A 22388-nucleotide genomic window follows, 5' to 3' on the forward strand; every position below is an offset into this window, starting at 1 on the left:
GAAAAGATGTCTGCTTGAGCAGGCATCTTTTTGGATTTTCTTACACGAAAAAAACCACTCGAAAGTCTTGTAAGATACAGCCTTGATCTTGAAAAAATGTTTAAAAAATGCTAGAATAAAAAGAACATTTTAGATTTTGAAAAATTCAAAGTAAGGAAAAAAATGGCAAATTTATTAAAAACAATTATTGAAAATGATCGAGGCGAAATCAAACGCCTTGAAAAAATGGCTGACAAGGTCTTTTCTTATGAAGACCAAATGGCAGCTTTGACGGATGACGAATTAAAAGCGAAAACAGTTGAGTTTAAGCAACGCTACCAAGATGGTGAGTCTTTGGATGATCTCTTGTACGAGGCTTTTGCAGTTGTTCGTGAAGCTGCAAAACGGGTTCTTGGTTTGTTCCCATACAAGGTTCAGGTCATGGGGGGAATCGTCCTTCACCATGGTGACGTTCCAGAGATGCGTACAGGGGAAGGAAAAACCCTGACAGCCACCATGCCGGTATACTTGAATGCCTTGTCTGGCAAAGGGGTACACGTTGTTACCGTCAATGAATACTTGACCGAGCGGGATGCAACAGAGATGGGAGAACTTTACTCATGGCTTGGTCTTTCAGTAGGGATCAACCTTGCAGCAAAATCTCCAGCTGAGAAAAAAGAAGCTTACCTCTGTGATATCACTTACTCAACCAACTCAGAGATCGGGTTTGACTACTTGCGTGACAACATGGTTGTGCGCGCAGAAAACATGGTTCAACGTCCATTGAACTATGCCTTGGTCGATGAGGTAGACTCCATCTTGATTGACGAAGCCCGTACTCCATTGATCGTTTCTGGTCAGACAGCTTCTGATACGAGCCAGCTCTACCACATGGCGGATGCTTATGTGAAGACCTTGACAGAGGACGATTACATTATCGATGTCCCATCTAAAACCATCGGTTTGTCTGATTCAGGAATCGATAAGGCAGAAAGCTACTTTAATCTTGAAAACTTGTACGATATTGAAAACGTAGCTTTGACTCACTTTATCGACAATGCCCTTCGTGCCAACTACATCATGATTTTGGATATCGACTATGTGGTCAGCGAAGATCAAGAAATCTTGATCGTTGACCAATTTACTGGTCGGACCATGGAAGGACGTCGCTATTCTGATGGTCTTCACCAAGCGATCGAAGCCAAAGAAGGTGTTCCAGTTCAAGAAGAAACCAAAACATCTGCATCGATTACTTACCAAAACCTCTTCCGTATGTACAAGAAGTTGTCAGGGATGACAGGGACAGGGAAAACTGAAGAAGAAGAATTCCGTGAAATTTATAACATTCGCGTGATTCCAATTCCAACCAACCGTCCGATTGCTCGTATTGACCATCCAGACCTTCTCTACCCAAGCTTGAAATCAAAATTCAAGGCTGTTGTGGAAGATGTCAAGTCTCGTCATGAAAAAGGTCAACCAGTCCTAGTAGGTACCGTTGCCGTTGAAACCAGTGATTACCTTTCTCAATTGTTGGTTCAAGCAGGTGTTCCTCACGAAGTCTTGAATGCGAAAAACCACTACAAAGAAGCGCAAATCATTATGAATGCTGGTCAACGTGGCGCTGTTACCATCGCGACCAACATGGCTGGACGTGGTACCGATATCAAGCTCGGTGAAGGGGTTCGCGAACTCGGTGGACTGTGTGTCATCGGGACAGAGCGTCATGAAAGTCGTCGGATCGACAACCAGCTTCGTGGACGTTCCGGACGTCAAGGAGACCCAGGTGAATCTCAATTCTACTTGTCTCTTGAAGATGAGTTGATGCGTCGTTTCGGTTCAGAACGGATCAAAGCAGTGCTTGATCGCTTCAAGTTGAGCGAAGAAGAATCGGTGATCCGTTCAAACATGTTTACCCGCCAAGTAGAGGGAGCACAAAAACGGGTTGAAGGAAATAACTACGATACTCGTAAGCAAGTCCTTCAATACGATGACGTGATGCGGGAACAACGGGAGATCATCTATGCAGAACGCTATGATGTGATCACAGCTAACCGCGACTTGGCACCTGAAATCAAGGCCATGATCAAACGGACCATCAAACGGATTGTTGAAGGGGCTAGCCACTCAAGCAAGGAAGAACGCGTTGAAGCGATTCTGAACTTTGCCAAATACAATTTGGTTCCGGAAGATACGATTTCTGCAAGCGATATTGAAGGAAAATCTGACAAGGAAGTTATCGATTACTTGTATGCACGTGCAGAAGAAATCTATGCTAGTCAAGTAGCGAAATTGCGTGACGAAGAGTCTGTGCAAGAATTCCAAAAAGTCTTGATCCTTCGTGTGGTGGACAGCAAGTGGACAGACCATATCGATGCCTTGGATCAATTGCGAAATGCGGTTGGACTCCGTGGGTATGCGCAAAATAACCCAGTGGTAGAATACCAATCAGAAAGTTTCCGTATGTTTAACGATATGATCGGATCGATTGAATTTGATGTGACTCGTCTCATGATGAAAGCCCAAATTCACGAACAAGAACGTCCACGTACGGAACACAGCATTTCAACAACTGCGACTCGCAACATTGCAGCGCAACAACAAGATATTCCAGCAGATATTGACTTGTCACAAGTGAAACGCAACGATTTGTGCCCTTGTGGTTCAGGTAAGAAATTCAAAAACTGTCACGGACGTAAATTTTAAGAGTCCCTCTTGAGTCAAGAGAGGATGGGGCTAGGCAGCATAAGGAGGCCGTATGGTATTCATAACGAAGAGCAATAAGATTGATGAGCAAGAGATCACTTCGCTGTTTCGCTTGGAAGGTTCAGCCTTGGAGCGAAAAGAAGCGCGTGATCGAGAGTTAGAGGCGATTATCAAAGGAGAAGACCAACGGATTCTTCTTGTGATCGGGCCTTGTTCTTCTGATAATGAAGAAGCGGTGATGGAGTATGCCCGTCGCTTGGCAGACTTGCAAGAGCAAGTGAAAGATCAAATTTTCATTGTGATGCGGGTCTATACGGCTAAACCTCGGACCAATGGGGATGGCTATAAAGGCTTGATGCACCAACCAGATACACATGCAGCACCAAGCTTTGTGGACGGTTTGAAAGCAGTCCGACATCTCCACTACCGTGTGATTACCGAGACTGGTTTGACAACTGCGGATGAGTTGCTTTATCCAGCAAGTCTTCCTTATGTTGAGGATTTAATTTCTTATCATGCCATTGGAGCTCGTTCAGTTGAAGACCAGGAGCACCGCTTTGTATCTAGTGGGATCTCTGCTCCGACAGGCATGAAGAATCCAACCTCTGGAAATCTTTCTGTCATGTTCAATGCGATTTATGCAGCCCAACATCCCCAAAACTTTTTGTTCAATGCCCAAGCAGTGGAAACATCAGGAAATCCTTTAGCCCATGCGATCCTTCGTGGGGGCTTGGATGCAAGTGGTAAGAATATTCCAAACTACCATTATGAAGATTTGCTAGCGGCAGCAAAACGCTATAGCGAAATGGGCTTGCAACATCCCTTCATCCTGGTGGATACCAACCATGACAATTCTGGCAAACAATTCGAAGAGCAAGTACGCATCGTGAGAGAAACCATGATGAACCGTGCTTGGAACAAGGATTTGGCAACTTTAGTTCGTGGTTTCATGATTGAATCCTATCTAGAAGATGGCCGTCAAAATGAACCAGTGGTTTATGGTCAATCCATCACAGACCCTTGCCTGGGTTGGGAAAAAACACAGGCCTTGGTCAAAGAAATTGCAACGATGAATAAGTAAAAGGCAGGGGCGGAAGGAGTGATTCTTTAGCCTCTTCTCTTTTGTCAGTAAAACGATACTGAAACGATAAATAAGGATAAAACAAGATGATCAAAGGACATGGCATCGATATCGAATCGATCGCTGCGATTGAAAAAGCCTATCAGAAGAATACTCGATTCGCTGAAAAAGTCTTAACCGAGGCTGAGCGAGAGCGCTTTGAGGAATTGTCTGGAAAACGGAAAATGGAATATTTAACGGGCCGATGGTCCGCCAAAGAAGCCTTTTCAAAGGCAATGGGAACAGGGATTGGACCGGTTGGTTTTCAAGATTTAGAAATTTTAAATGATGCCCACGGAGCACCCTATTTTTCCAAGTCTCCTTTTTCTGGGAAGGTATGGATTTCGATCAGTCATAAGGGAGACCTAGTGTCGACCAGTGTCATTTTGGAGGAAGAAAATGAAAGCAAGTAAACATAGACCAACTGTTGCAAGAGTCGATTTGGATGCCATTGCCTTTAATGTGCAACAAGTCAGTGACCATATTCCGAGTCAAGCCTTGAAATATGCAGTCGTCAAGGCCAATGCCTATGGTCATGGGGTCGTTGCGGTGACCAAAAAATTGGCACCTCAGGTAGATGGTTTTTGTGTTTCCAATATGGATGAAGCCCTTGAAATTCGTGAAGAAGGTTTGCAACACCCTCTTTTGATTTTGGGAGTTGTGCCGAGTGAAACAGTGAATCTAGCCAAAGAGCATGACATCCGCTTAACGGTGGCGAGTCTTGCTTGGTTGGTTCAATTGCTTGGACAAGAAGCAGATCTTTCAGGATTGAAGGTCCATATCAAGGTGGATTCTGGAATGGGGCGGATTGGATTCCGAACGATCGAAGAGATCAAAGAAGCTGAACGCCTTCTCATAGCAGCTGGAGCTGAAATTGAAGGAATCTTTACTCATTTTGCGACAGCAGATGAGGCAGATGATCGAAAATTCCAAGCGCAATACCAGTTTTTCAAAGAAGTATTGGCTGCTCTTGAAACCCTTCCTCCCATTGTCCATGCGAGTAATTCAGCCACCTCTTTGTGGCATGCGGATACGATTTTCACAGCTGTGCGCTTGGGAGATGTCATGTATGGCTTGAATCCCAGCGGTTCTGTGCTAGCCTTGCCTTATGAAATTAAGCCAGCCTTGAGTTTGGTGAGTGAGTTAGTTCATGTGAAACAGTTAGAAGCTGGTCAAGATATTGGCTACGGAGCAACCTATACGACAGAAGAACCCCAATGGATCGGGACGATTCCTATCGGCTATGCGGATGGCTGGATCCGAGAGATGCAAAATTTCCATGTACTGATCAAGGGTGAGTTTTGTCCCATTGTTGGTCGCGTTTCGATGGACCAGATTACTGTTCGCCTTCCAGAAGAATTGCCTCTGGGGACCAAGGTTACCCTGATTGGACGAGAGGGCGAGAAAGAAATCACGGCAACAGAGGTTGCAGATTACCGTGGGACCATTAATTATGAAGTGGTCTGTCTCTTGAGTGATCGGATTCCTCGTGACTATACAGGTGAAGAATAAGAAGAAGCAGGTGGGATTTTCCCGAATGGACCTGCTTTTTTATAAAAGAAAGGAGGAGAAATGAATCTACACCAACCCTTATCCGTACTGCCTGGAGTCGGTCCAAAATCGGCGGAAAAATTTAAAAAGTTAGGGATTAAAACCTTAGAAGATCTGCTCTTGTATTTCCCTTTTCGCTATGAAGACTTCAAAACGCGCAATGTTTTAGAGTTGGAAGATGGGGAAAAAGCCGTCATCTCTGGGGTGGTAGCAACGCCAGCCAATGTCCAATATTATGGCTACAAACGAAATCGCTTGCGTTTTTCGATCAAACAGGGAGACCAAGTGATTGCTGTTAATTTTTTTAACCAACCCTATCTAGCAGACAAAATCGAGGTTCAGCAGACTGTGGCGATTTTTGGGAAATGGGACAAGGCTAAAGGCAGTTTGACAGGGATGAAACTCCTGGCTCAAGTGGAAGATGATTTGCAGCCGGTCTATCGAGTGACGCAAGGAGTGAGCCAAAACAGCCTGGTGAAATTGATTAAAATAGCGTTTGACCAGGGTTTGGACCAGCTTTTAGAAGAGAATGTACCCCACATCTTACGAGATCGTTATCAACTTATGTCTCGTTCCCAAGCAGTGCAAGCTATGCATTTTCCTAAGGATCTGGCAGAGTACAAGCAAGCTCTTCGCCGAGTAAAATTTGAAGAGCTCCTCTTTTTCCAGCTGCAACTCCAAGTGCTAAAAGAAGAAAACCACGATGCCAGCCAAGGGATTTCCTTGGCCTGGAATCCAGAAAAATTAGCAGACAGAAAAAAACAGCTTCCTTTTGAGCTAACGCAAGCTCAAGAAAACAGCTTGAATGAAATCTTGACAGATATGGCCTCTCCTTATCATATGAACCGCCTCTTACAAGGGGATGTGGGAAGCGGGAAGACAGTCGTGGCCGGTCTTGCTATGTATGCAGCCTTAAGCGCTGGGAAGCAAGCTGCCTTGATGGTTCCAACGGAGATTTTGGCAGAGCAACACAAGGAAAGCTTGCAAAATCTTTTTCCAGATTTGCCAATTGCCCTTCTAACAGGAGGATTAAAGGCGGCTGAGAAACGAGAAGTCTTAGAAGAGATCGCCTCAGGAACAGCCCAACTGATTGTGGGGACACATGCCTTGATTCAAGAGGGAGTTCACTACCAAGATCTAGGCTTGGTCATTATTGATGAACAGCACCGTTTTGGGGTTTCCCAGCGCCGTATTCTTCGAGAAAAAGGACAAAATCCAGACGTCCTGATGATGACAGCTACCCCTATTCCCCGGACCTTGGCTATTACAGCCTTTGGAGATATGGATGTGTCCATCATTGACCAGATGCCTGCGGGACGCAAGGAAATCATCACACGTTGGGTCAAGCATGAGCAGTTAGAAGTGGTCCTCGACTGGTTAGTCAAAGAACTTGGCAAAGGTTCTCAAGCTTACTTTATTTCTCCACTGATTGAGGAGTCAGAGGCGCTAGATTTGAAAAACGCCCTTGCCCTCCAAGAAGAGCTAGAGGCCTTCTTTGGGCAGCGAGCACGCGTTTCTCTGCTTCACGGGAAGATGAAAAGTGAAGAAAAAGATGCCATCATGCAGGCCTTTAAAGAGCACCAAGTCGATGTTTTGGTGTCTACGACCGTTATTGAAGTAGGAGTCAACGTACCCAATGCAACCGTTATGGTCATTATGGATGCAGATCGGTTTGGACTTAGCCAACTTCACCAGCTTCGAGGCCGGGTTGGTCGGGGAAACAAGCAATCCTATGCTATTCTAGTAGCCAATCCTAAGACAGATAGTGGCAAACAGCGCATGAAAATCATGACAGAGACAACCAATGGGTTTGTGCTGGCGGAAGAAGATTTGAAAATGCGGGGTTCAGGTGAAATCTTTGGAACCCGTCAATCTGGGATCCCAGAATTTCAAGTCGCGGATTTGGTAGAAGATTATCCCATTCTGGAAGAAGCAAGGAAAGTTGCCAGCCAGATCGTAGCCACGCCAGATTGGCGCGAACACCCCGATTGGCATCTGCTCTCGCTTTACTTAGAAAAGAAAGAACATTTAGACTAGACGGAAAAAAGGGAGTAGAGTGGAAATTCTTTGGATTCCACTCTACTCCCTTTAAGATTGCATTTTACGGGCTTTGTATCTTGATGAAATGCGACAGGACGAAGGTGGATCGATACCATCCACCTGAGGAGTTAGTGAGTCGTGTCGGCAAGGCACCATAGTGCTTGTCGTTACACGAATTGAACACGCCCTAAATGCTGTGTGAAAAAGATAAATTCTCTTGTGAGCTTCGCTCCCAGCGACAATTTCCTATTTTCACTTGGCATTTTACGGGCTTTGTATCTTAGTTTACCCTTCGATATAGTCTTTGAGTTCTTGTCCTTTTAGGCCGGCATTGAGGGCGATGAGGAGTTTGATGCGCGCTTTGGGGGCATTTAATTCTTTGATGAAAAAGACACCTGCTTGATGGAGCTGGACGCCTCCTCCTTCATACGCGTAGACGGGTTCAGCGATCCCGTTGAAGCAACGGGATACTAAAGCGATTGGAAGGCCTGCATCCATGAATTCTTGGAGTTTATGTGCCGTTTCTTTAGGGATGTTTCCTGCTCCAAAGGCTTCGATAATGAGGCCATCCAGCTTTGAAAGATCCAGCATGTCCAGCAGATCGGTTTTCATCCCTGCATAGGTAGCAATGATCGGAACAAAACCATCGATGGTATCGAGATCAAAGCGCACCCTTGGCTCAGCAGTTTTAAAGAAGAGGATTTCCTTTTTCATGACCAAACCTAGTGGGCCGTGGGTTGGTGTCTGGAAGGTACTGACATTGGTGGTGTGGGTTTTGGTGACGTACTTAGCCGCATGAATTTCATCATTCATGACGACTAAGACCCCTTTATCACGTGCTTTTGGATCGGCAGCTACTCGAAGGGCTGTCAGAAAATTATAGACGCCATCGCTTCCTAGCTCATTGGAGCTTCGCATAGCTCCTGTAATGACCACACCGATCTCTGGTAACTCCATGGTATCCAAAAAATAAGCCGTTTCTTCCAGCGTATCTGTCCCGTGGGTAATAACGATGCCATCATAGTTGTGAGCTTCCTCTTTGATTTTTTGATACAGGGCTAACATGTGACGAGGAGTCATTTGAGGGCTGGGAAGGTTGAAGAAGTCCTCTGAGGTGACTGCAATCCCTTCAATTGGTGAAGTAACTTGGGTCATGGGATTGACTTCATTGGTAATCACTGCCCCAGAGTCATCTGCCGCCATCGAAATGGTCCCTCCGGTATGTAGTGCTAAAATTTTCTTAAACATGTGAAGCTCCTTGGAATATGTGATATAATTTATTTTATCATAAAAAGAAAGAAACAGTAGACATGGAAATAAAAGCAGTCTTTTTTGATATCGATGGAACCTTGGTCAATGATAGTCGAGCGGTCCTAAAATCAACAGAAAAAGCCATTCAGTCTTTAAAGGAAGAAGGAATCTATGTAGGTCTTGCGACAGGGCGGGGACCGGCCTTTGTCAAACCTTTTATGGAACGCTATGGCTTTGATTTTGCTGTGACCTATAATGGTCAGTATATTTTGACCAAGGAGCGCGTGTTGTATACCAGCCCAATCGATAAAAAGAGTCTGCACCAACTAATTGACTATGCTCGAGAACACCGTAAGGAAATTGCTCTCGGTACCAAGGATGGGGTATTTGGTTCTCGGATCATGAGTTTTGGGATGAGTCCTATTTCAACCTGGTCCAGTCGCTTTGTGCCCCGCAAAATGGCCCGTACCGTCAGTCGAGGATTTAACAAAGTGGTCAGCAAGGTCGTCCCACAAGATCAGGATACCCTCTATGCACTAGCGCAAGAACCAATCTACCAAGTGTTGATCTTATCGAGTCCAGAGGAGACTGCAAAAATTGAAAAAGAGTTTCCGGATCTGAAATTCACACGGTCTAGTCCTTTTGCAGCAGACGTCCTCAACCCAGGCATTTCCAAACTAGAAGGGATCCGCATCGTTGGTCAGGAATTTGGCTTTGACATCGATGAAGTGATGGCTTTTGGAGATTCGGATAATGACTTAGAGATGCTGTCAGGTGTTGGCTTGTCTATTGCGATGGGAAATGGAACGACCAGTGTCAAGGCAATTGCCAAGCATACCACGACTAGTAATGGCAAGGATGGCATCCAAAAGGCCCTGCAACACTTTGGTATTCTCTCAGAGAAAGAACTCTTTCTTTCTAAGGATGATCACTTCAATAAGGTCAAAACCTTCCATGGTGTGATGGATGGAGAAACCCAGGAGAAACCAGTTGTTTGGCAACCTCAAGACGCCCTTTATCGAACCATGTTCAAGCAAGAGGAGTTGGTAGAATTTGTCCGAGCAGCTAGCACAAGTGAGGAAGAATTTGACCGCTCGGTAGCAGCTCTTCACCAAGCCTTGGATAAGGCTGCAGATAAGGTTCGGAGCAAGCATCCAGCTGAGATCTCCATGGTAGGGCAGGTTGATGCCTTGATTGATACCCTCTATCTGACTTATGGTAGCTTTGTACTAATGGGAGTCGATCCTGAAGAGGTCTTTGAGATTGTTCACCGGGCCAATATGGGCAAGATTTTCCCAGATGGAAAGGCGCACTTTGATCCAGTAACCCACAAAATTCTGAAGCCAGATGATTGGGAAGAAAAATACGCCCCGGAACCAGCTATCAAAAAAGAACTCGATCGCCAGCTCAAGGCCTACGAAAAACATGCAAAACAAAAAGAAGCAAAAAAAGACAACTAAAAAGAGAGTGGGACAGAAATCGGTAATTCGTTAGAATTCGATTTCGTCGTCCCACCTCCGCACAGTTGAGTAGGGCTGTAAAAGCTGATGAAATCAGCGTAGTAGAGCCCACTCAACCACTGCGTCTTGCTCGACAATCCAAAAATAATTGAGAGGCTAGGACTTTTGTCCCAGCCTCTTCAGATTGAAGATAAAGTCTTCTGAAAAACTTTCCTTAGGTGAGTACGGACGTCAGCGAACTTCTACGAAGTTCCATGACTTAGTTTTGAGCCTAAGGTCTCAAAACTCCCGAGTGCTAGAAACAATAGCCTTTCTAGCACTTTTCTCACGGCGGAAAGTTTTTAATCTTCAAAAAATAAAAGTCATTTTTTGAAAATCATCTAGCTGTTTTATGTAAAACAATAGTTTGTCTACATTCAAAAAGTTTGGAACAAAGGTTCCAAACTTTTTCTTTCTTACATGGTTTTATCCTTATCACGTACCACTAGTAAGTCTACTTTGGCGTGGCGAAGGATATATTCTGAGGAGGATCCGACCATTAACCGTTCGAAGGCATTGAGTCCGGTAGCCCCGACCATAATAAGGTCAACCCCTTCTTTACTTGGGATATCATTGGCTAAGAGGACTTTTGGATTTCCCATTTCTACAACAGTCACAACATTTTGAACGCCGACTTTTTCAGCACGTTCCTTGTAGCCCTTGAGCAATTCGTTGGCTTCTTCTTGCAATTCTTCGTAGACCTCAGCATCAAAAGTTGAGACGCTTTGAAGGGCACGGGTATCGATGACGTGGGCAATTGTCAATTTAGAGCCGTTGCGAAGAGAAACATTAACCCCTTTTTCAAAGGCTAATTCTGCTTCATGAGAACCGTCGACAGCGACCATGATGTTTTCGTATTTTTGAGACATAACCCTACCTCCTTATAGCTTGAAAACATGGATAGAACAGAAGTTCTTCTATTCTTCATACACTTATATTTTATTCCTTTTAAGCTAGAATGTAAAGGTAAAGTCTCACTTTTCTGGTATATTTTTGCAGAATTTTTAAAGTCCTCGGTTTGTACTCTATTTCAACTAGTGGTATAATAGAGATAATTTCGTGAATCGAGGCAGAATATGAAGGAATATAATAAATCAAGCAAACTCGAACATGTCGCTTACGATATTCGTGGTCCAGTCTTGGAAGAAGCCATGCGCATGCGAGCAAATGGAGAAAAAATTCTACGTTTGAATACAGGGAATCCTGCTGAATTTGGCTTTACAGCTCCAGATGAAGTTATCCATGATTTGATCATGAATGCGCGTGATAGTGAAGGTTATTCAGATTCAAAAGGGATTTTTTCAGCCCGCAAGGCCATCATGCAGTACTGCCAGTTGAAAAAAATTCCAAATGTGGATATTGATGATATTTACCTTGGGAATGGAGTGAGTGAGCTGATCGTCATGTCCATGCAAGGACTGCTCGACAATGGGGATGAGGTCTTGGTTCCCATGCCGGACTATCCTCTTTGGACAGCAGCCGTCAGCCTAGCTGGTGGGAATGCGGTTCACTATCTTTGTGATGAAGAAGCGAACTGGTACCCAGATATCGAGGATATCAAGTCGAAAATCACTTCAAACACTAAGGCTATTGTTGTCATCAACCCGAATAACCCAACAGGTGCCCTCTATCCAGATGAGATCCTGCTTGAGATTGTAGAGATCGCTCGTCAAAATAACTTGATCATCTTTGCGGATGAAATTTACGATCGTTTGGTCATGGATGGGGAAAAACACACGGCTATCGCAAGCTTAGCGCCTGATCTCTTCTGTGTGAGTATGAATGGCTTGTCAAAATCTCACCGGATTGCCGGTTTCCGTGTTGGTTGGATGGTTCTATCTGGTCCCAAGCATCATGTGAAGGGCTATATCGAAGGCTTGAATATGTTGTCCAATATGCGTCTTTGTTCAAATGTTTTGTCTCAACATGTTGTGCAAACCTCTCTGGGAGGCTACCAATCCGTGGATGAACTCTTGCTTCCAGGTGGTCGAATCTATGAACAACGCAATTTTATCTACAAGGCCATCAATGATATTCCAGGCCTCTCAGCTGTTAAGCCAAAGGCTGGTCTCTATATCTTCCCTAAGATTGATCGGGACATGTACCGCGTGGATGATGACGAGCAATTTGTTTTAGAGTTCTTGAAGCAAGAAAAAATTCTCTTGGTTCATGGCCGTGGATTTAACTGGAAAGATCCAGATCACTTCCGGATCGTTTACCTTCCACGTGTCGATGAGTTAGCTCAAATTCAAGAAAAAATGACTCGTTTCTTGAAGCAATACAAACGTTAATTAGATAAAGGATTGAAGAGGAAAGTCTTCAATCTTTTTTTGATTCATTTTATAAAATCCATGTCATCGAAACGATATTTTTCTGAATTGCGCATAATTGTAGAAAAAATAAATAATTTTCAGATAATTTGATTGAAATTCCCACACTTATATGATATACTTGAGCTGACTATATGCGAGGTTTATTATGGCAAACTTATTAGAAAAGACACGTAAAATTACATCCATCTTGAAACGGACTGATGAACAGTTGCAGTTCGAGATGCCTTATAATGATATTGCCCAGCAATTAGCGGATATTATCCACTGTAATGCCTGTATCATTAATAGCAAGGGAACCCTTCTTGGTTATTTCATGCGTTACAAGACCAACAATGACCGGGTAGAAGCTTTCTTTCAAAATAAAAAATTACCAGAAGATTATGCCAAGGCAGCTAGTTTGGTCTACGATACAGAAGCTAATTTAGATGTGGACCATGATTTGAGTATCTTTCCGGTCGAAACCAAGTCTGAATTTCCTGATGGCTTGACGACCATTGCGCCTATTCATGTTTCTGGGATTCGGTTGGGCTCCTTGATCATTTGGCGCAATGATAAACAGTTTGCGGATGATGATTTGATCTTGGTTGAGATTGCGAGTACCGTGGTAGGGATTCAAATGTTGAACTACCAACGCGAGGAAGACGAGAAGAATATTCGTCGTCGGACAGCGGTGAATATGGCTGTTAATACCTTGTCTTACTCTGAATTGCGTGCTGTTTCTGCCATCCTTAGTGAATTGAAAGGAAATGAGGGACAGTTGACTGCTTCTATCATTGCAGATCGGATTGGTATCACCCGCTCTGTGATTGTCAATGCACTCCGGAAATTGGAGTCAGCTGGTATTATTGAAAGCCGTTCTCTTGGAATGAAGGGAACCTATCTCAAAGTGTTGATTCCAGATATCTTTGAGGAAATTAAGAAAAGAGATTACTAATGACTAAAGCCTTGATTTCAATTGACTACACTGTCGATTTCGTAGCAGATGATGGTAAGCTTACGGCAGGTGCTCCTGCCCAAGCCATTTCTGAGACCATTGCTCAGGTGACCCAATTGGCCTTTGACCAAGGAGCCTATGTCTTTTTTGCCATTGATGCGCATGATGTAGAGGATCCATTTCATCCTGAAAGCAAGCTCTTCCCACCTCATAATATCATTGGGACCAGCGGACGGGATTTGTACGGCCCTTTAGCAGATTTTTATCGGGAGCACAAAGCGGATCCACGCGTCTTTTGGATGGACAAACGTCATTATTCTGCTTTTTCAGGAACGGACCTAGATATCCGCCTGCGGGAACGCCATGTAGATACCGTCATTTTAACTGGGGTCTTGACTGATATCTGTGTCCTTCATACAGCGGTGGATGCCTACAATCTCGGCTACCAGATCGAAGTCGTGGAACCTGCAGTGGCGTCGCTCACTCCTGAAAATCACCAGTTTGCCTTAAATCATTTCAAGCATGTCTTAGGGGCAAGCTTGGTAGACGGCGCACTAGCTGTATTAGATACTAAATAAGAAAAGATTGTGAAAGAGGTCATAGACATTTGTCTAGGCCTCTTTTTCGGGCCTAGAAATTGTTTTCCTCTCTTGAAAATGGTATTCTAATGAAAGAAAAAAGGGGAAGTTATGAGTAAAAAAGCTGTCGTGTTTTCAGCCAATCTGTCTTATATGGAAAAGTTGGAAACCGCTATGAAGTCACTGTGTGCCCATCAGGACCAGTTGAAAATTTACGTCTTAAATGAAGATCTACCAACTGAGTGGTTTACTATTATGAATCAACGCTTGCGCCAGTTGGATTCAGAAGTGATCAATTGTCGGATGTCTCCCGAGCAATTCCAATCCTTCTCGCTTCCAAGTGACCATATTCACTATGCGACCTATTTCCGTTACGCTATTCCAGAGATGGTGGAGGAAGAGCGGATTCTCTATCTGGATTGTGACATGATCTTTACACAGGATTTATCGCCTTTGTTTGAGGTCGATCTAAAAGGTTATGGACTGGGTGCAGTGGTAGATAAGCCAACGACGACAGATGGATTTAATGCTGGACTTTTGGTGATTGATGAGATTTGGTGGCAAGAGCACCAAGTGACAGAGGCGCTTTTTGATCTTACTCGTGAACACCATCAGCATGTTTATGGAGATCAAGGAATTTTGAATCTGTATTTCAAAGATGCGTGGTTTCCATTACCTTGGACCTATAATTTACAAGTGGGGTCTGATAAGGATCAATACCTCTATGGAGATCTAGACTGGTACGATGCCTTTCAAGGGATTCCAGCGGTCATTCACTACACCTCTCATAATAAACCTTGGACCTCCAAACGCTTCAATCGTTTTCGGGAACAATGGTGGTTTTACTATGCCCTCTCTTGGGAGGAAATTTTGCTTCGAAAACCGATTTTGAAGCAAACCTATCAAGACCTAGTGGGAGAATTTCCTTATCATGCTGCCATTTATACCCATACAGCAGATATCCACGAGTTGGAGACGTTGTTAAAAGAGTTGCCAGAAGTAGCGATTCATGTCCTTGCCCATAGCCATTTTGGTTTTAATTTGGTGCAATTGGAACGCTACCCCAACCTCTTTCTTTATCCCTCTTTTGATCCCTTGACCAGTCGAAAGGTCTTAGAAAAATTGGATTTCTATTTGGATATCAATCCTTATGATGAGGTGGATCAGATGACGCAAACGATCCAGCAATTGGGCTTACCGATTTTCTCTTTTGAAGGAACCAATCATGTGGAGAATGGAGAGAATCAAGTATTTGCGGATGATCAGGTGCAGGAGATGGTGGCAGCGATTCGCGATTATTTAAAGAGAAATGAGAAGAAGCATGGAAACAAATGAAGTAGTGAGTATCATCATTCCCATCTATAATGTAGAAGCTTATTTGAGACAATGTTTGGAAACGGTTATCTATCAGACTTACCCACATTTAGAAATCATATTGGTCAATGATGGTTCGCCAGACCAGTCAGAAGAGATCTGTAAAGAATTTTTTAGGAAGGATGCGCGCATCCGCTACGTTCGCCAAGAAAATGGGGGCTTATCTGCTGCTCGGAATACAGGGATTGAGCTAGCGACTGGGGATTACCTCACCTTTATTGATCCAGATGACTGGGTGACGGAGGACTATGTAGAAGTGCTCTATCGCCAACTTCAAAAGTATAATGCGGATGTTTCCGTAGCCAACTATAACCTCTATGATGACAGTAGTAGCAAATACTTGATCAAGGTAACGGATGATGATTATTCAGAGACTCTTTATGAGGGGAGAGAGATCATGGACCACGATGCCATCCAGGAGACCAGAGATATGGCCTGGGCTTGTGCCATGATGAAGCTCTATAAGCGTAGCTTATTTGAAGGGCTTCGTTTTCCAGTCGGAAAAAATGTTGAAGACAACTTCCTGATGTACAAGCTCTTCTTAAAAGCCCATCGAGTAGTTCATACGGAGAAATGTATTTATTGGTATCGCGTGGGGCGTGCAGATACTCTGTCCCAGGTTTGGACCGAAAAGCGAGTCGTCGATGAGATGGAAGCTAAGCAGGAGAAGTTGGCTCTACTGGGGATGTTGGGCTATGATTTGACTTGGCATCGCTATATCTATAAAACACGGTTGAAACGGGCTCTTGAAAAATTAGAGGAAGCAGGCTTACAAGGGTCAGAAACCTATGAGCGCGTGGTGACCAACCTCCGTTTTGTTGAAACGATGGACTAACCCCTTATTGATGAGAAAGGATCAGCATGTTCATTATTGCATCAGAGCAGACCAGAGAGCTGGATCGTTTGCAAAAATACTTGAACAAACTTAGCCAGCCCTACCGAGTATTTGTGACCAATCTGGAAACAGATTTAGATCAACAGACAGAGAGTCTTGCGACCTTTTTTACCCAAAAAGACCCAGTATCAAAAATTGGAAAACCTTTATTTTTCAATGATCTAACAGTTCCAGAATTATGGGAATGTTGGACACTAGGGATCACGACCTATCTTTTTGATGGGGAGGAACGTCGTGCCAACGTGGTTTTGCGAGAGGATATCTTGTCACGAACGGTTGACAGAGTGGAATGGTTTGGTCAGGGAGAAGAGATCGTATCCATTGATGTCTACAACCGCTATGGCTGGAGAAGCAAACAGAGTCTCCTTACGGAAGCTGGCCAACCCTATTTAGACATTTATTTGAACCGTCAGCAAGAAGAAGTTTTGCTTCACTTTGTCTCGCAAGGAACCTTTTTACTTCAAACTCCTAAGGGACGGGATCGCCTGTATGCCAGTAAGGAAGAGCTGCAAAGAGCTGTTCTAGAACAAGTTTTTCCGGAAGATGAAGCTATTCTTTTACTGGACAAGGCATTTCTAGATGTTGTGAAAAAGATACCAAAGGAAAGACTCGCCTACTGTGCCAATGACGCTCGTGATCTAGACGAGACCAAAGAACAAGTCAGTCAGATTTTGTTGGTAGAAGATGGTTTGTTGAGGGAGAAAACAGACGGGATCACAGCCTTGTCAGGGTTGGTAGATGTGGAGCAGGAAAGTTTTCAACCAGAAGCCCTGGTCATGACGGCTTCTCAAGAAGTCGAAGGCTTATCTCGCCTGGTCCATCAATTCCCACAAGTCACCTTTCACATTGCAGCCTTGACGGCTATGGGGCCAAAATTAACAGACTTAGTAACTCGCTTCAATGTGCGCCTCTATCCAGGGATTTCGCTGGATAAATATGAGGACTTATTATCCAGCTGCTCCATTTATCTGGATTGCAACCGAGGAGAAGAAGTATGGAGCAGTAGCCTTCATGCTCTTGAAAATGGGCAGGTCTTGTTTGGTTTGAAGACTACCGTGCATCAGGAAGCCTATAAAAACTTGAGCACGATCACTGAGACAGTCGAAGAAATGGAACAGCAACTAGATACCTTGCTCCAGCAGCCAGAGACCTACAAAGAATTGGTAAGAGAGCAGGCACGAATCTTGAAATTGCCTGAAAAAGAAGCTTTGGAAGAGCTGTTTAAGCGATTAGAGGGAGGGACAGCATGACCATTTATACCTTTAATCTATTAGTGGGATTTGAACCCAATGGAGTCGATGTTGCACAAGCCTCTCGGGCAAAGATGCTCCGGGGTCTGGGAGTGGCAGCGAAGTTTGTCTTTACCACTTGGCCCACTCCAGAAAAATTATCCTATTACCTCTCTTTGGGGCACCGGGATGAGGAGTTGCTTTTTGCCCATTTAGCTTTTACGGATCAACAGACTACGGTCCCTCAAAAGACGGTAGGAGCCTTGCAAATGGAGTTTCAACTGACTCGTCTGGATGTTGTTGAAAAAAAGGAAAGAGTCATTCGCTACCAATTTGCGGATGGAAACGCCTTGACCTTTCATCTGGATCCCTATCATCCAAACTGTGTCCGCTATGTAGACTATCTTTTGGCTGGAAATAGAATCAAGCGAGAGTATTATGGAGCTTGTAAACTCGCTACCGAGTATTTTCAGTATGGTAGTGTTGTCAGACGGACCTATCACAATCAAGATGGAACTATCGCTTTTGAAGAATCGAGGTTAGGTGGAAGTTGGCTCTATAAACTGGGGCCTGAGATTTTGACCAACCATACAGAAGTGATGAGACGTTTTTTGTCGCAGCTGTCGCTAAAAGAAGGGGATCTGATTCTGCTTGATCGGGCTTCGCGCATGGATTTTGCCCGCCCTTTGTTGGAGCAAGTGGCTCCTTCAAAGCTCGCCATGGTGTTTCATTCGGAGCATGAATTTGAAAATGGCCATCTCAACTATGAGTATTATTATGTGTTCAAGTATGCCAAACGCTTCGATTATTTCATCACGGCAACGGATCTTCAAAAAGAAGTCTTGGAGCAGACACTTGCTAAACAAGGATGCCAAGAAATTCCAATCTATAGCATTCCGGTTGGGCATCTAGAAGAATTGACAGAATCACAAGGAGATCGACCTCCCTTTAGTGTGCTCACAGCTTCCCGTTTGGATCCAAGGAAACGCATCGATTTGGCTATTCGAGTAGTGGCCCAAGCTCATGAAAAACTCCCAGCCCTTCAGTTTGATATTTATGGGAAGGGTGGAGAAGCGGACAACTTGCGCCACCTGATTCAGGAGCTTGCAGCACAAGATTATATTCACCTACGCGGTCATGCGGATCTTCAGCAGATCTATCCTTGCTACCAAGCCTACCTCACCACTTCTCAGTGGGAGACCTTTGGTTTGACTTTGATGGAGGCGGCTGGAGCAGGTTTGGCCTTGCTGGGCTTTGATGCCCGTTATGGTAATCCAACTTTTATAAAAGAGGGTGAAAATGGCTTTTTGGTACCTTATAGCGAGACAGTGCCAGAAGAAGAGTTGGTGAAAGAGTTGGCAGACAAGCTGGTCCAGCTCTTTGAAAGCGACCTCACTCCATTCCATCAGGCTTCTTATGACTTGGCCTCTTCTTACCTCGCTTCTAAGGTCCAGGAAGTCTGGAAAGAGACTCTAATGGAGATGGGGCAATTCGGCGGAAAAGAAATATAAAATGAAGAATCTGTAGCGACAAAAAAGTCCTACAGATTTTTTCTAAGGCAAGCAAATTGGGCTAAATTATGGTAAAATAGAGGGTATTGAAAAATCATCATTTCACGAAAGGAAGCAAGATGAAAATAACGCAAGAAGAGGTAACCCACGTTGCCAATCTTTCAAAATTGAAATTCTCTCCAGAAGAGACAGCTGAGTTTGCGACAACCTTGTCTAAAATTGTCGACATGGTGGAATTGTTGGAAGAAGTGGACACAACAGGCGTTGCTCCAACAACGACCATGGCGGATCGTAAGACTGTATTGCGTCCGGATGTTGCTGAAAAAGGGACTGACCGAGACCGCTTGTTTAAAAATGTACCTGAAAAAGATAACTACTACATCAAGGTACCAGCTATCCTAGAAGATGGAGGAGATGCCTAATGTCATTCAACCATAAAACCATTGAAGAGTTGCACGACCTCCTTGTCTCTAAGGAAATTTCGGCAACCGAATTGACACAAGCTACGCTTGAAGATATCAAGGCGCGTGAAGAAGCGGTTAATGCCTTTGTAACGGTAGCCGAAGAAGCAGCTCTTGCACAAGCCAAGGCCATTGATGAAAAAGGAATCGATGCAGACAACCTCCTGTCAGGGATTCCACTCGCTGTCAAAGACAATATCTCAACAGATGGTATCTTGACAACTGCGGCTTCAAAAATGCTCTATAACTACGAGCCAATCTTTGATGCGACAGCGGTTGCCAATGCCAAAGCCAAAGATATGATTGTCATCGGAAAGACCAACATGGATGAATTTGCCATGGGTGGATCTGGTGAAACTTCTTACTATGGACCAACCAAGAATGCATGGGACCACAGCAAGGTGCCTGGTGGATCTTCTAGTGGTTCAGCAGCTTCTGTCGCTTCAGGTCAAGTCCGTTTGTCCCTTGGTTCAGATACAGGTGGTTCTATCCGTCAACCGGCTGCTTTTAATGGGATTGTTGGTCTCAAACCAACTTATGGAACAGTTTCCCGTTTTGGTCTCATTGCTTTTGGTAGCTCACTCGACCAAATTGGGCCGTTTGCACCAACGGTTAAGGAAAATGCGCTCTTGCTTAATGTTATTGCCAGTGAAGATGATAAAGATTCAACTTCAGCGCCAGTGCGCGTAGCAGACTATATTTCTAAGATTGGTCAAGACATTAAAGGCATGAAGATTGCCCTTCCGAAGGAATACCTTGGGGAAGGGATTGACCCAGAAGTCAAAGAAACCATCCTTAAAGCGGCCAAACACTTTGAAAAATTGGGAGCAACTGTCGAAGAAGTCAGCTTGCCTCATTCTAAATACGGAGTTGCCGTATACTACATCATCGCTTCATCTGAAGCTTCTTCAAACTTGCAACGTTTCGATGGGATTCGCTATGGTTTCCGTGCGGAAGATGCTAAAAACTTGGATGATATCTACGTGAACACTCGTAGCCAAGGCTTTGGTGATGAGGTTAAACGCCGGATCATGCTTGGTACCTTTAGTTTGTCATCTGGTTACTACGATGCCTACTACAAGAAAGCAGGTCAAGTTCGTACCCTCATTATCCAAGACTTCGAAAAAGTCTTTGCGGATTACGACCTCATCCTTGGTCCAACAGCTCCAAGCGTTGCCTTTGATTTGGATTCGCTCAACCATGATCCGGTTGTCATGTACTTGGCTGACCTCTTGACCATTCCAGTCAACTTGGCAGGTCTTCCAGGGATTTCGATTCCTGCAGGTTTTGCGCAAGGTCTTCCAGTTGGTTTGCAGTTGATTGGTCCGAAGTATTCTGAAGAAACCATCTACCAAGCTGCAGCTGCCTTTGAAGCAACGACGGATTACCACAAGCAACAACCCCTTATTTTCGGAGGTGACAATTAATGAACTTTGAAATAGTCATCGGACTTGAAGTCCACGTTGAATTGAATACAAACTCAAAAATTTTCTCACCAACCTCTGCTCACTTTGGGAACGAGCAAAATGCCAATACCAATGTGATTGACTGGTCTTTCCCAGGGGTGCTTCCTGCCTTGAACAAGGGTGTTGTGGATGCTGGTATCAAGGCTGCTTTGGCGCTGAATATGGATATCCATCAGCACATGCACTTTGACCGGAAGAACTATTTCTACCCTGATAATCCAAAGGCCTACCAAATTTCGCAATTTGACGAGCCAATCGGTTACAACGGTTGGATTGAAGTGCAATTGGAAGACGGTTCAACTAAGAAAATCGGGATTGAACGAGCCCACTTGGAAGAAGATGCCGGTAAAAACACCCACGGAACAGATGGCTTCTCTTATGTAGACCTCAACCGTCAAGGGGTGCCATTGATTGAGATTGTATCTGAAGCAGATATGCGTTCTCCAGAAGAAGCCTACGCTTATTTGACAGCTTTGAAAGAAGTTATCCAATACACTGGTATTTCAGACGTCAAAATGGAAGAAGGATCGATGCGTGTAGATGCCAACATTTCCCTTCGCCCATACGGTCAAGAGGAATTTGGTACCAAGACGGAGTTGAAAAACTTGAACTCTTTCTCAAACGTCCGTAAAGGTCTTGAATACGAAGTGGAGCGCCAAGCGAAAATCTTGCGTTCAGGTGGGGTCATTCGTCAAGAAACACGTCGTTATGATGAAGCGAATAAGAGCACGATTCTTATGCGTGTCAAAGAAGGAGCAGCGGATTACCGTTACTTCCCAGAACCAGACCTTCCATTGTTTGAAATCTCAGATGAGTGGATCGAGGAAATGCGTACTGAGTTGCCAGAGTTTCCAAAAGACCGTCGGGCTCGCTATGTGGCAGAGCTTGGTTTGTCTGACTATGATGCCAACCAATTGACAGCGACGAAAGTTACTTCTGACTTCTTTGAAGCAGCTGTAGCCCTTGGTGGCGATGCTAAACAAGTGTCTAACTGGCTCCAAGGTGAAGTCGCACAATTCTTGAACGCAGAAGGCAAAACGCTGGAAGAAATCCAATTGACACCAGAAAACTTGGTTGAAATGATTGCCATTATCGAAGATGGAACCATTTCATCTAAGATTGCCAAGAAAGTCTTCGTTCACTTGGCGAAAAACGGTGGCGGTGCGCGTGAATACGTCGAAAAAGCTGGCTTGGTACAGATTTCAGATCCTGAAGTCTTGATACCAATCATCCACCAAGTCTTTGCAGACAATGAAGCAGCCGTAGCTGACTTCAAGTCAGGCAAACGGAATGCGGACAAGGCCTTCACAGGCTTCCTTATGAAAGCAACCAAAGGCCAAGCCAACCCACAAGTAGCTCTTAAACTACTTGCCCAAGAATTGGCGAAGTTGAAAGAAGAGTAATAGATAAAGAACCAGCCGAGAGGTTGGTTTTTACTATCCATAAAATTGTGTTAGAATAGGA

At 44.3% G+C, this 22388-nt stretch carries 18 protein-coding genes; 16 read left to right on the forward strand and 2 right to left on the reverse strand.

Annotation, left to right across the window (positions count from 1 at the left end):
• The first annotated feature begins 162 nt into the window (after window positions 1–162).
• From secA to recG, 5 genes are all read left to right on the forward strand, one after another.
• A complete protein-coding gene (gene secA, locus ABVF55_RS03310; protein WP_021153773.1) occupies window positions 163–2682 on the forward strand; it encodes a preprotein translocase subunit SecA in 2520 nt (839 codons plus the stop codon).
• Between the two features lie 52 nt (window positions 2683–2734).
• Window positions 2735–3763, forward strand: a complete 1029-nt coding sequence (locus ABVF55_RS03315; protein WP_445285530.1) for a 3-deoxy-7-phosphoheptulonate synthase — start codon at window positions 2735–2737, stop codon at window positions 3761–3763.
• An 86-nt stretch (window positions 3764–3849) separates the two neighbouring features.
• The gene (gene acpS / locus ABVF55_RS03320; RefSeq protein ID WP_003005615.1) at window positions 3850–4215 is read left to right on the forward strand and encodes a holo-ACP synthase; all 366 of its coding nucleotides are present in this window, start codon (window positions 3850–3852) and stop codon (window positions 4213–4215) included.
• Entirely contained in the window at window positions 4202–5314 is a 1113-nt protein-coding gene (alr, locus tag ABVF55_RS03325; RefSeq protein ID WP_003005005.1) for an alanine racemase, read from the forward strand. Before acpS ends, alr begins: the two co-directional genes overlap by 14 nt.
• Window positions 5315–5374: 60 nt before the next feature.
• Window positions 5375–7390: an ATP-dependent DNA helicase RecG gene (gene recG / locus ABVF55_RS03330; RefSeq protein WP_134974221.1), complete on the forward strand. Its 2016-nt coding sequence runs from the start codon at window positions 5375–5377 to the stop codon at window positions 7388–7390.
• A 288-nt stretch (window positions 7391–7678) separates the two neighbouring features.
• On the opposite strand, the gene ABVF55_RS03335 is transcribed toward recG, so the two are convergent.
• Window positions 7679–8641 carry an asparaginase gene (locus tag ABVF55_RS03335; RefSeq protein ID WP_070449903.1) on the reverse strand — a complete coding sequence of 321 codons (963 nt, stop codon included), beginning with the start codon at window positions 8639–8641 and terminating at the stop codon, window positions 7679–7681.
• A 62-nt stretch (window positions 8642–8703) separates the two neighbouring features.
• Between ABVF55_RS03335 and ABVF55_RS03340 the strand changes: the two genes are divergently transcribed.
• On the forward strand, window positions 8704–10104 hold the full coding sequence (locus tag ABVF55_RS03340) for a Cof-type HAD-IIB family hydrolase (RefSeq protein ID WP_320909782.1): 1401 nt from the start codon (window positions 8704–8706) through the stop codon (window positions 10102–10104).
• Between the two features lie 455 nt (window positions 10105–10559).
• On the opposite strand, the gene ABVF55_RS03345 is transcribed toward ABVF55_RS03340, so the two are convergent.
• Window positions 10560–11012 (reverse strand): universal stress protein, encoded by a 453-nt coding sequence (locus tag ABVF55_RS03345; protein ID WP_003008541.1) that lies wholly within the window; start codon window positions 11010–11012, stop codon window positions 10560–10562.
• Window positions 11013–11219: 207 nt separating this feature from the next.
• Between ABVF55_RS03345 and ABVF55_RS03350 the strand changes: the two genes are divergently transcribed.
• From ABVF55_RS03350 to gatB, 10 genes are all read left to right on the forward strand, one after another.
• Window positions 11220–12434: a pyridoxal phosphate-dependent aminotransferase gene (locus ABVF55_RS03350; protein WP_021153766.1), complete on the forward strand. Its 1215-nt coding sequence runs from the start codon at window positions 11220–11222 to the stop codon at window positions 12432–12434.
• Between the two features lie 187 nt (window positions 12435–12621).
• Window positions 12622–13410 carry a GTP-sensing pleiotropic transcriptional regulator CodY gene (gene codY, locus ABVF55_RS03355; RefSeq protein WP_024054997.1) on the forward strand — a complete coding sequence of 263 codons (789 nt, stop codon included), beginning with the start codon at window positions 12622–12624 and terminating at the stop codon, window positions 13408–13410.
• On the forward strand, window positions 13410–13988 hold the full coding sequence (locus tag ABVF55_RS03360) for a cysteine hydrolase family protein (protein WP_045759798.1): 579 nt from the start codon (window positions 13410–13412) through the stop codon (window positions 13986–13988). Before codY ends, ABVF55_RS03360 begins: the two co-directional genes overlap by 1 nt.
• A gap of 111 nt (window positions 13989–14099) precedes the next feature.
• A complete protein-coding gene (locus ABVF55_RS03365) occupies window positions 14100–15323 on the forward strand; it encodes a glycosyltransferase (protein WP_320909783.1) in 1224 nt (407 codons plus the stop codon).
• Window positions 15310–16197 (forward strand): glycosyltransferase family 2 protein, encoded by an 888-nt coding sequence (locus ABVF55_RS03370; RefSeq protein ID WP_445285531.1) that lies wholly within the window; start codon window positions 15310–15312, stop codon window positions 16195–16197. The genes ABVF55_RS03365 and ABVF55_RS03370 overlap by 14 nt, the downstream gene beginning before the upstream one ends.
• Before the next feature lie 26 nt (window positions 16198–16223).
• Window positions 16224–17507, forward strand: coding sequence for an accessory Sec system glycosyltransferase GtfB (locus ABVF55_RS03375; RefSeq protein WP_445285532.1), 1284 nt, complete (start codon window positions 16224–16226; stop codon window positions 17505–17507).
• Window positions 17504–18997: a glycosyltransferase gene (locus ABVF55_RS03380; protein WP_445285533.1), complete on the forward strand. Its 1494-nt coding sequence runs from the start codon at window positions 17504–17506 to the stop codon at window positions 18995–18997. The genes ABVF55_RS03375 and ABVF55_RS03380 overlap by 4 nt, the downstream gene beginning before the upstream one ends.
• A gap of 119 nt (window positions 18998–19116) precedes the next feature.
• Complete coding sequence (gene gatC / locus ABVF55_RS03385; protein ID WP_002884769.1) at window positions 19117–19419, forward strand: Asp-tRNA(Asn)/Glu-tRNA(Gln) amidotransferase subunit GatC; 303 nt, start codon at window positions 19117–19119, stop codon at window positions 19417–19419.
• A complete protein-coding gene (gatA, locus tag ABVF55_RS03390; RefSeq protein ID WP_445285534.1) occupies window positions 19419–20885 on the forward strand; it encodes an Asp-tRNA(Asn)/Glu-tRNA(Gln) amidotransferase subunit GatA in 1467 nt (488 codons plus the stop codon). Before gatC ends, gatA begins: the two co-directional genes overlap by 1 nt.
• Window positions 20885–22327, forward strand: coding sequence for an Asp-tRNA(Asn)/Glu-tRNA(Gln) amidotransferase subunit GatB (gatB, locus tag ABVF55_RS03395; RefSeq protein ID WP_445285535.1), 1443 nt, complete (start codon window positions 20885–20887; stop codon window positions 22325–22327). The genes gatA and gatB overlap by 1 nt, the downstream gene beginning before the upstream one ends.
• Window positions 22328–22388 lie beyond the last annotated feature (61 nt).

The sequence above is a fragment of the Streptococcus sp. KHUD_012 genome (assembly GCF_052588255.1).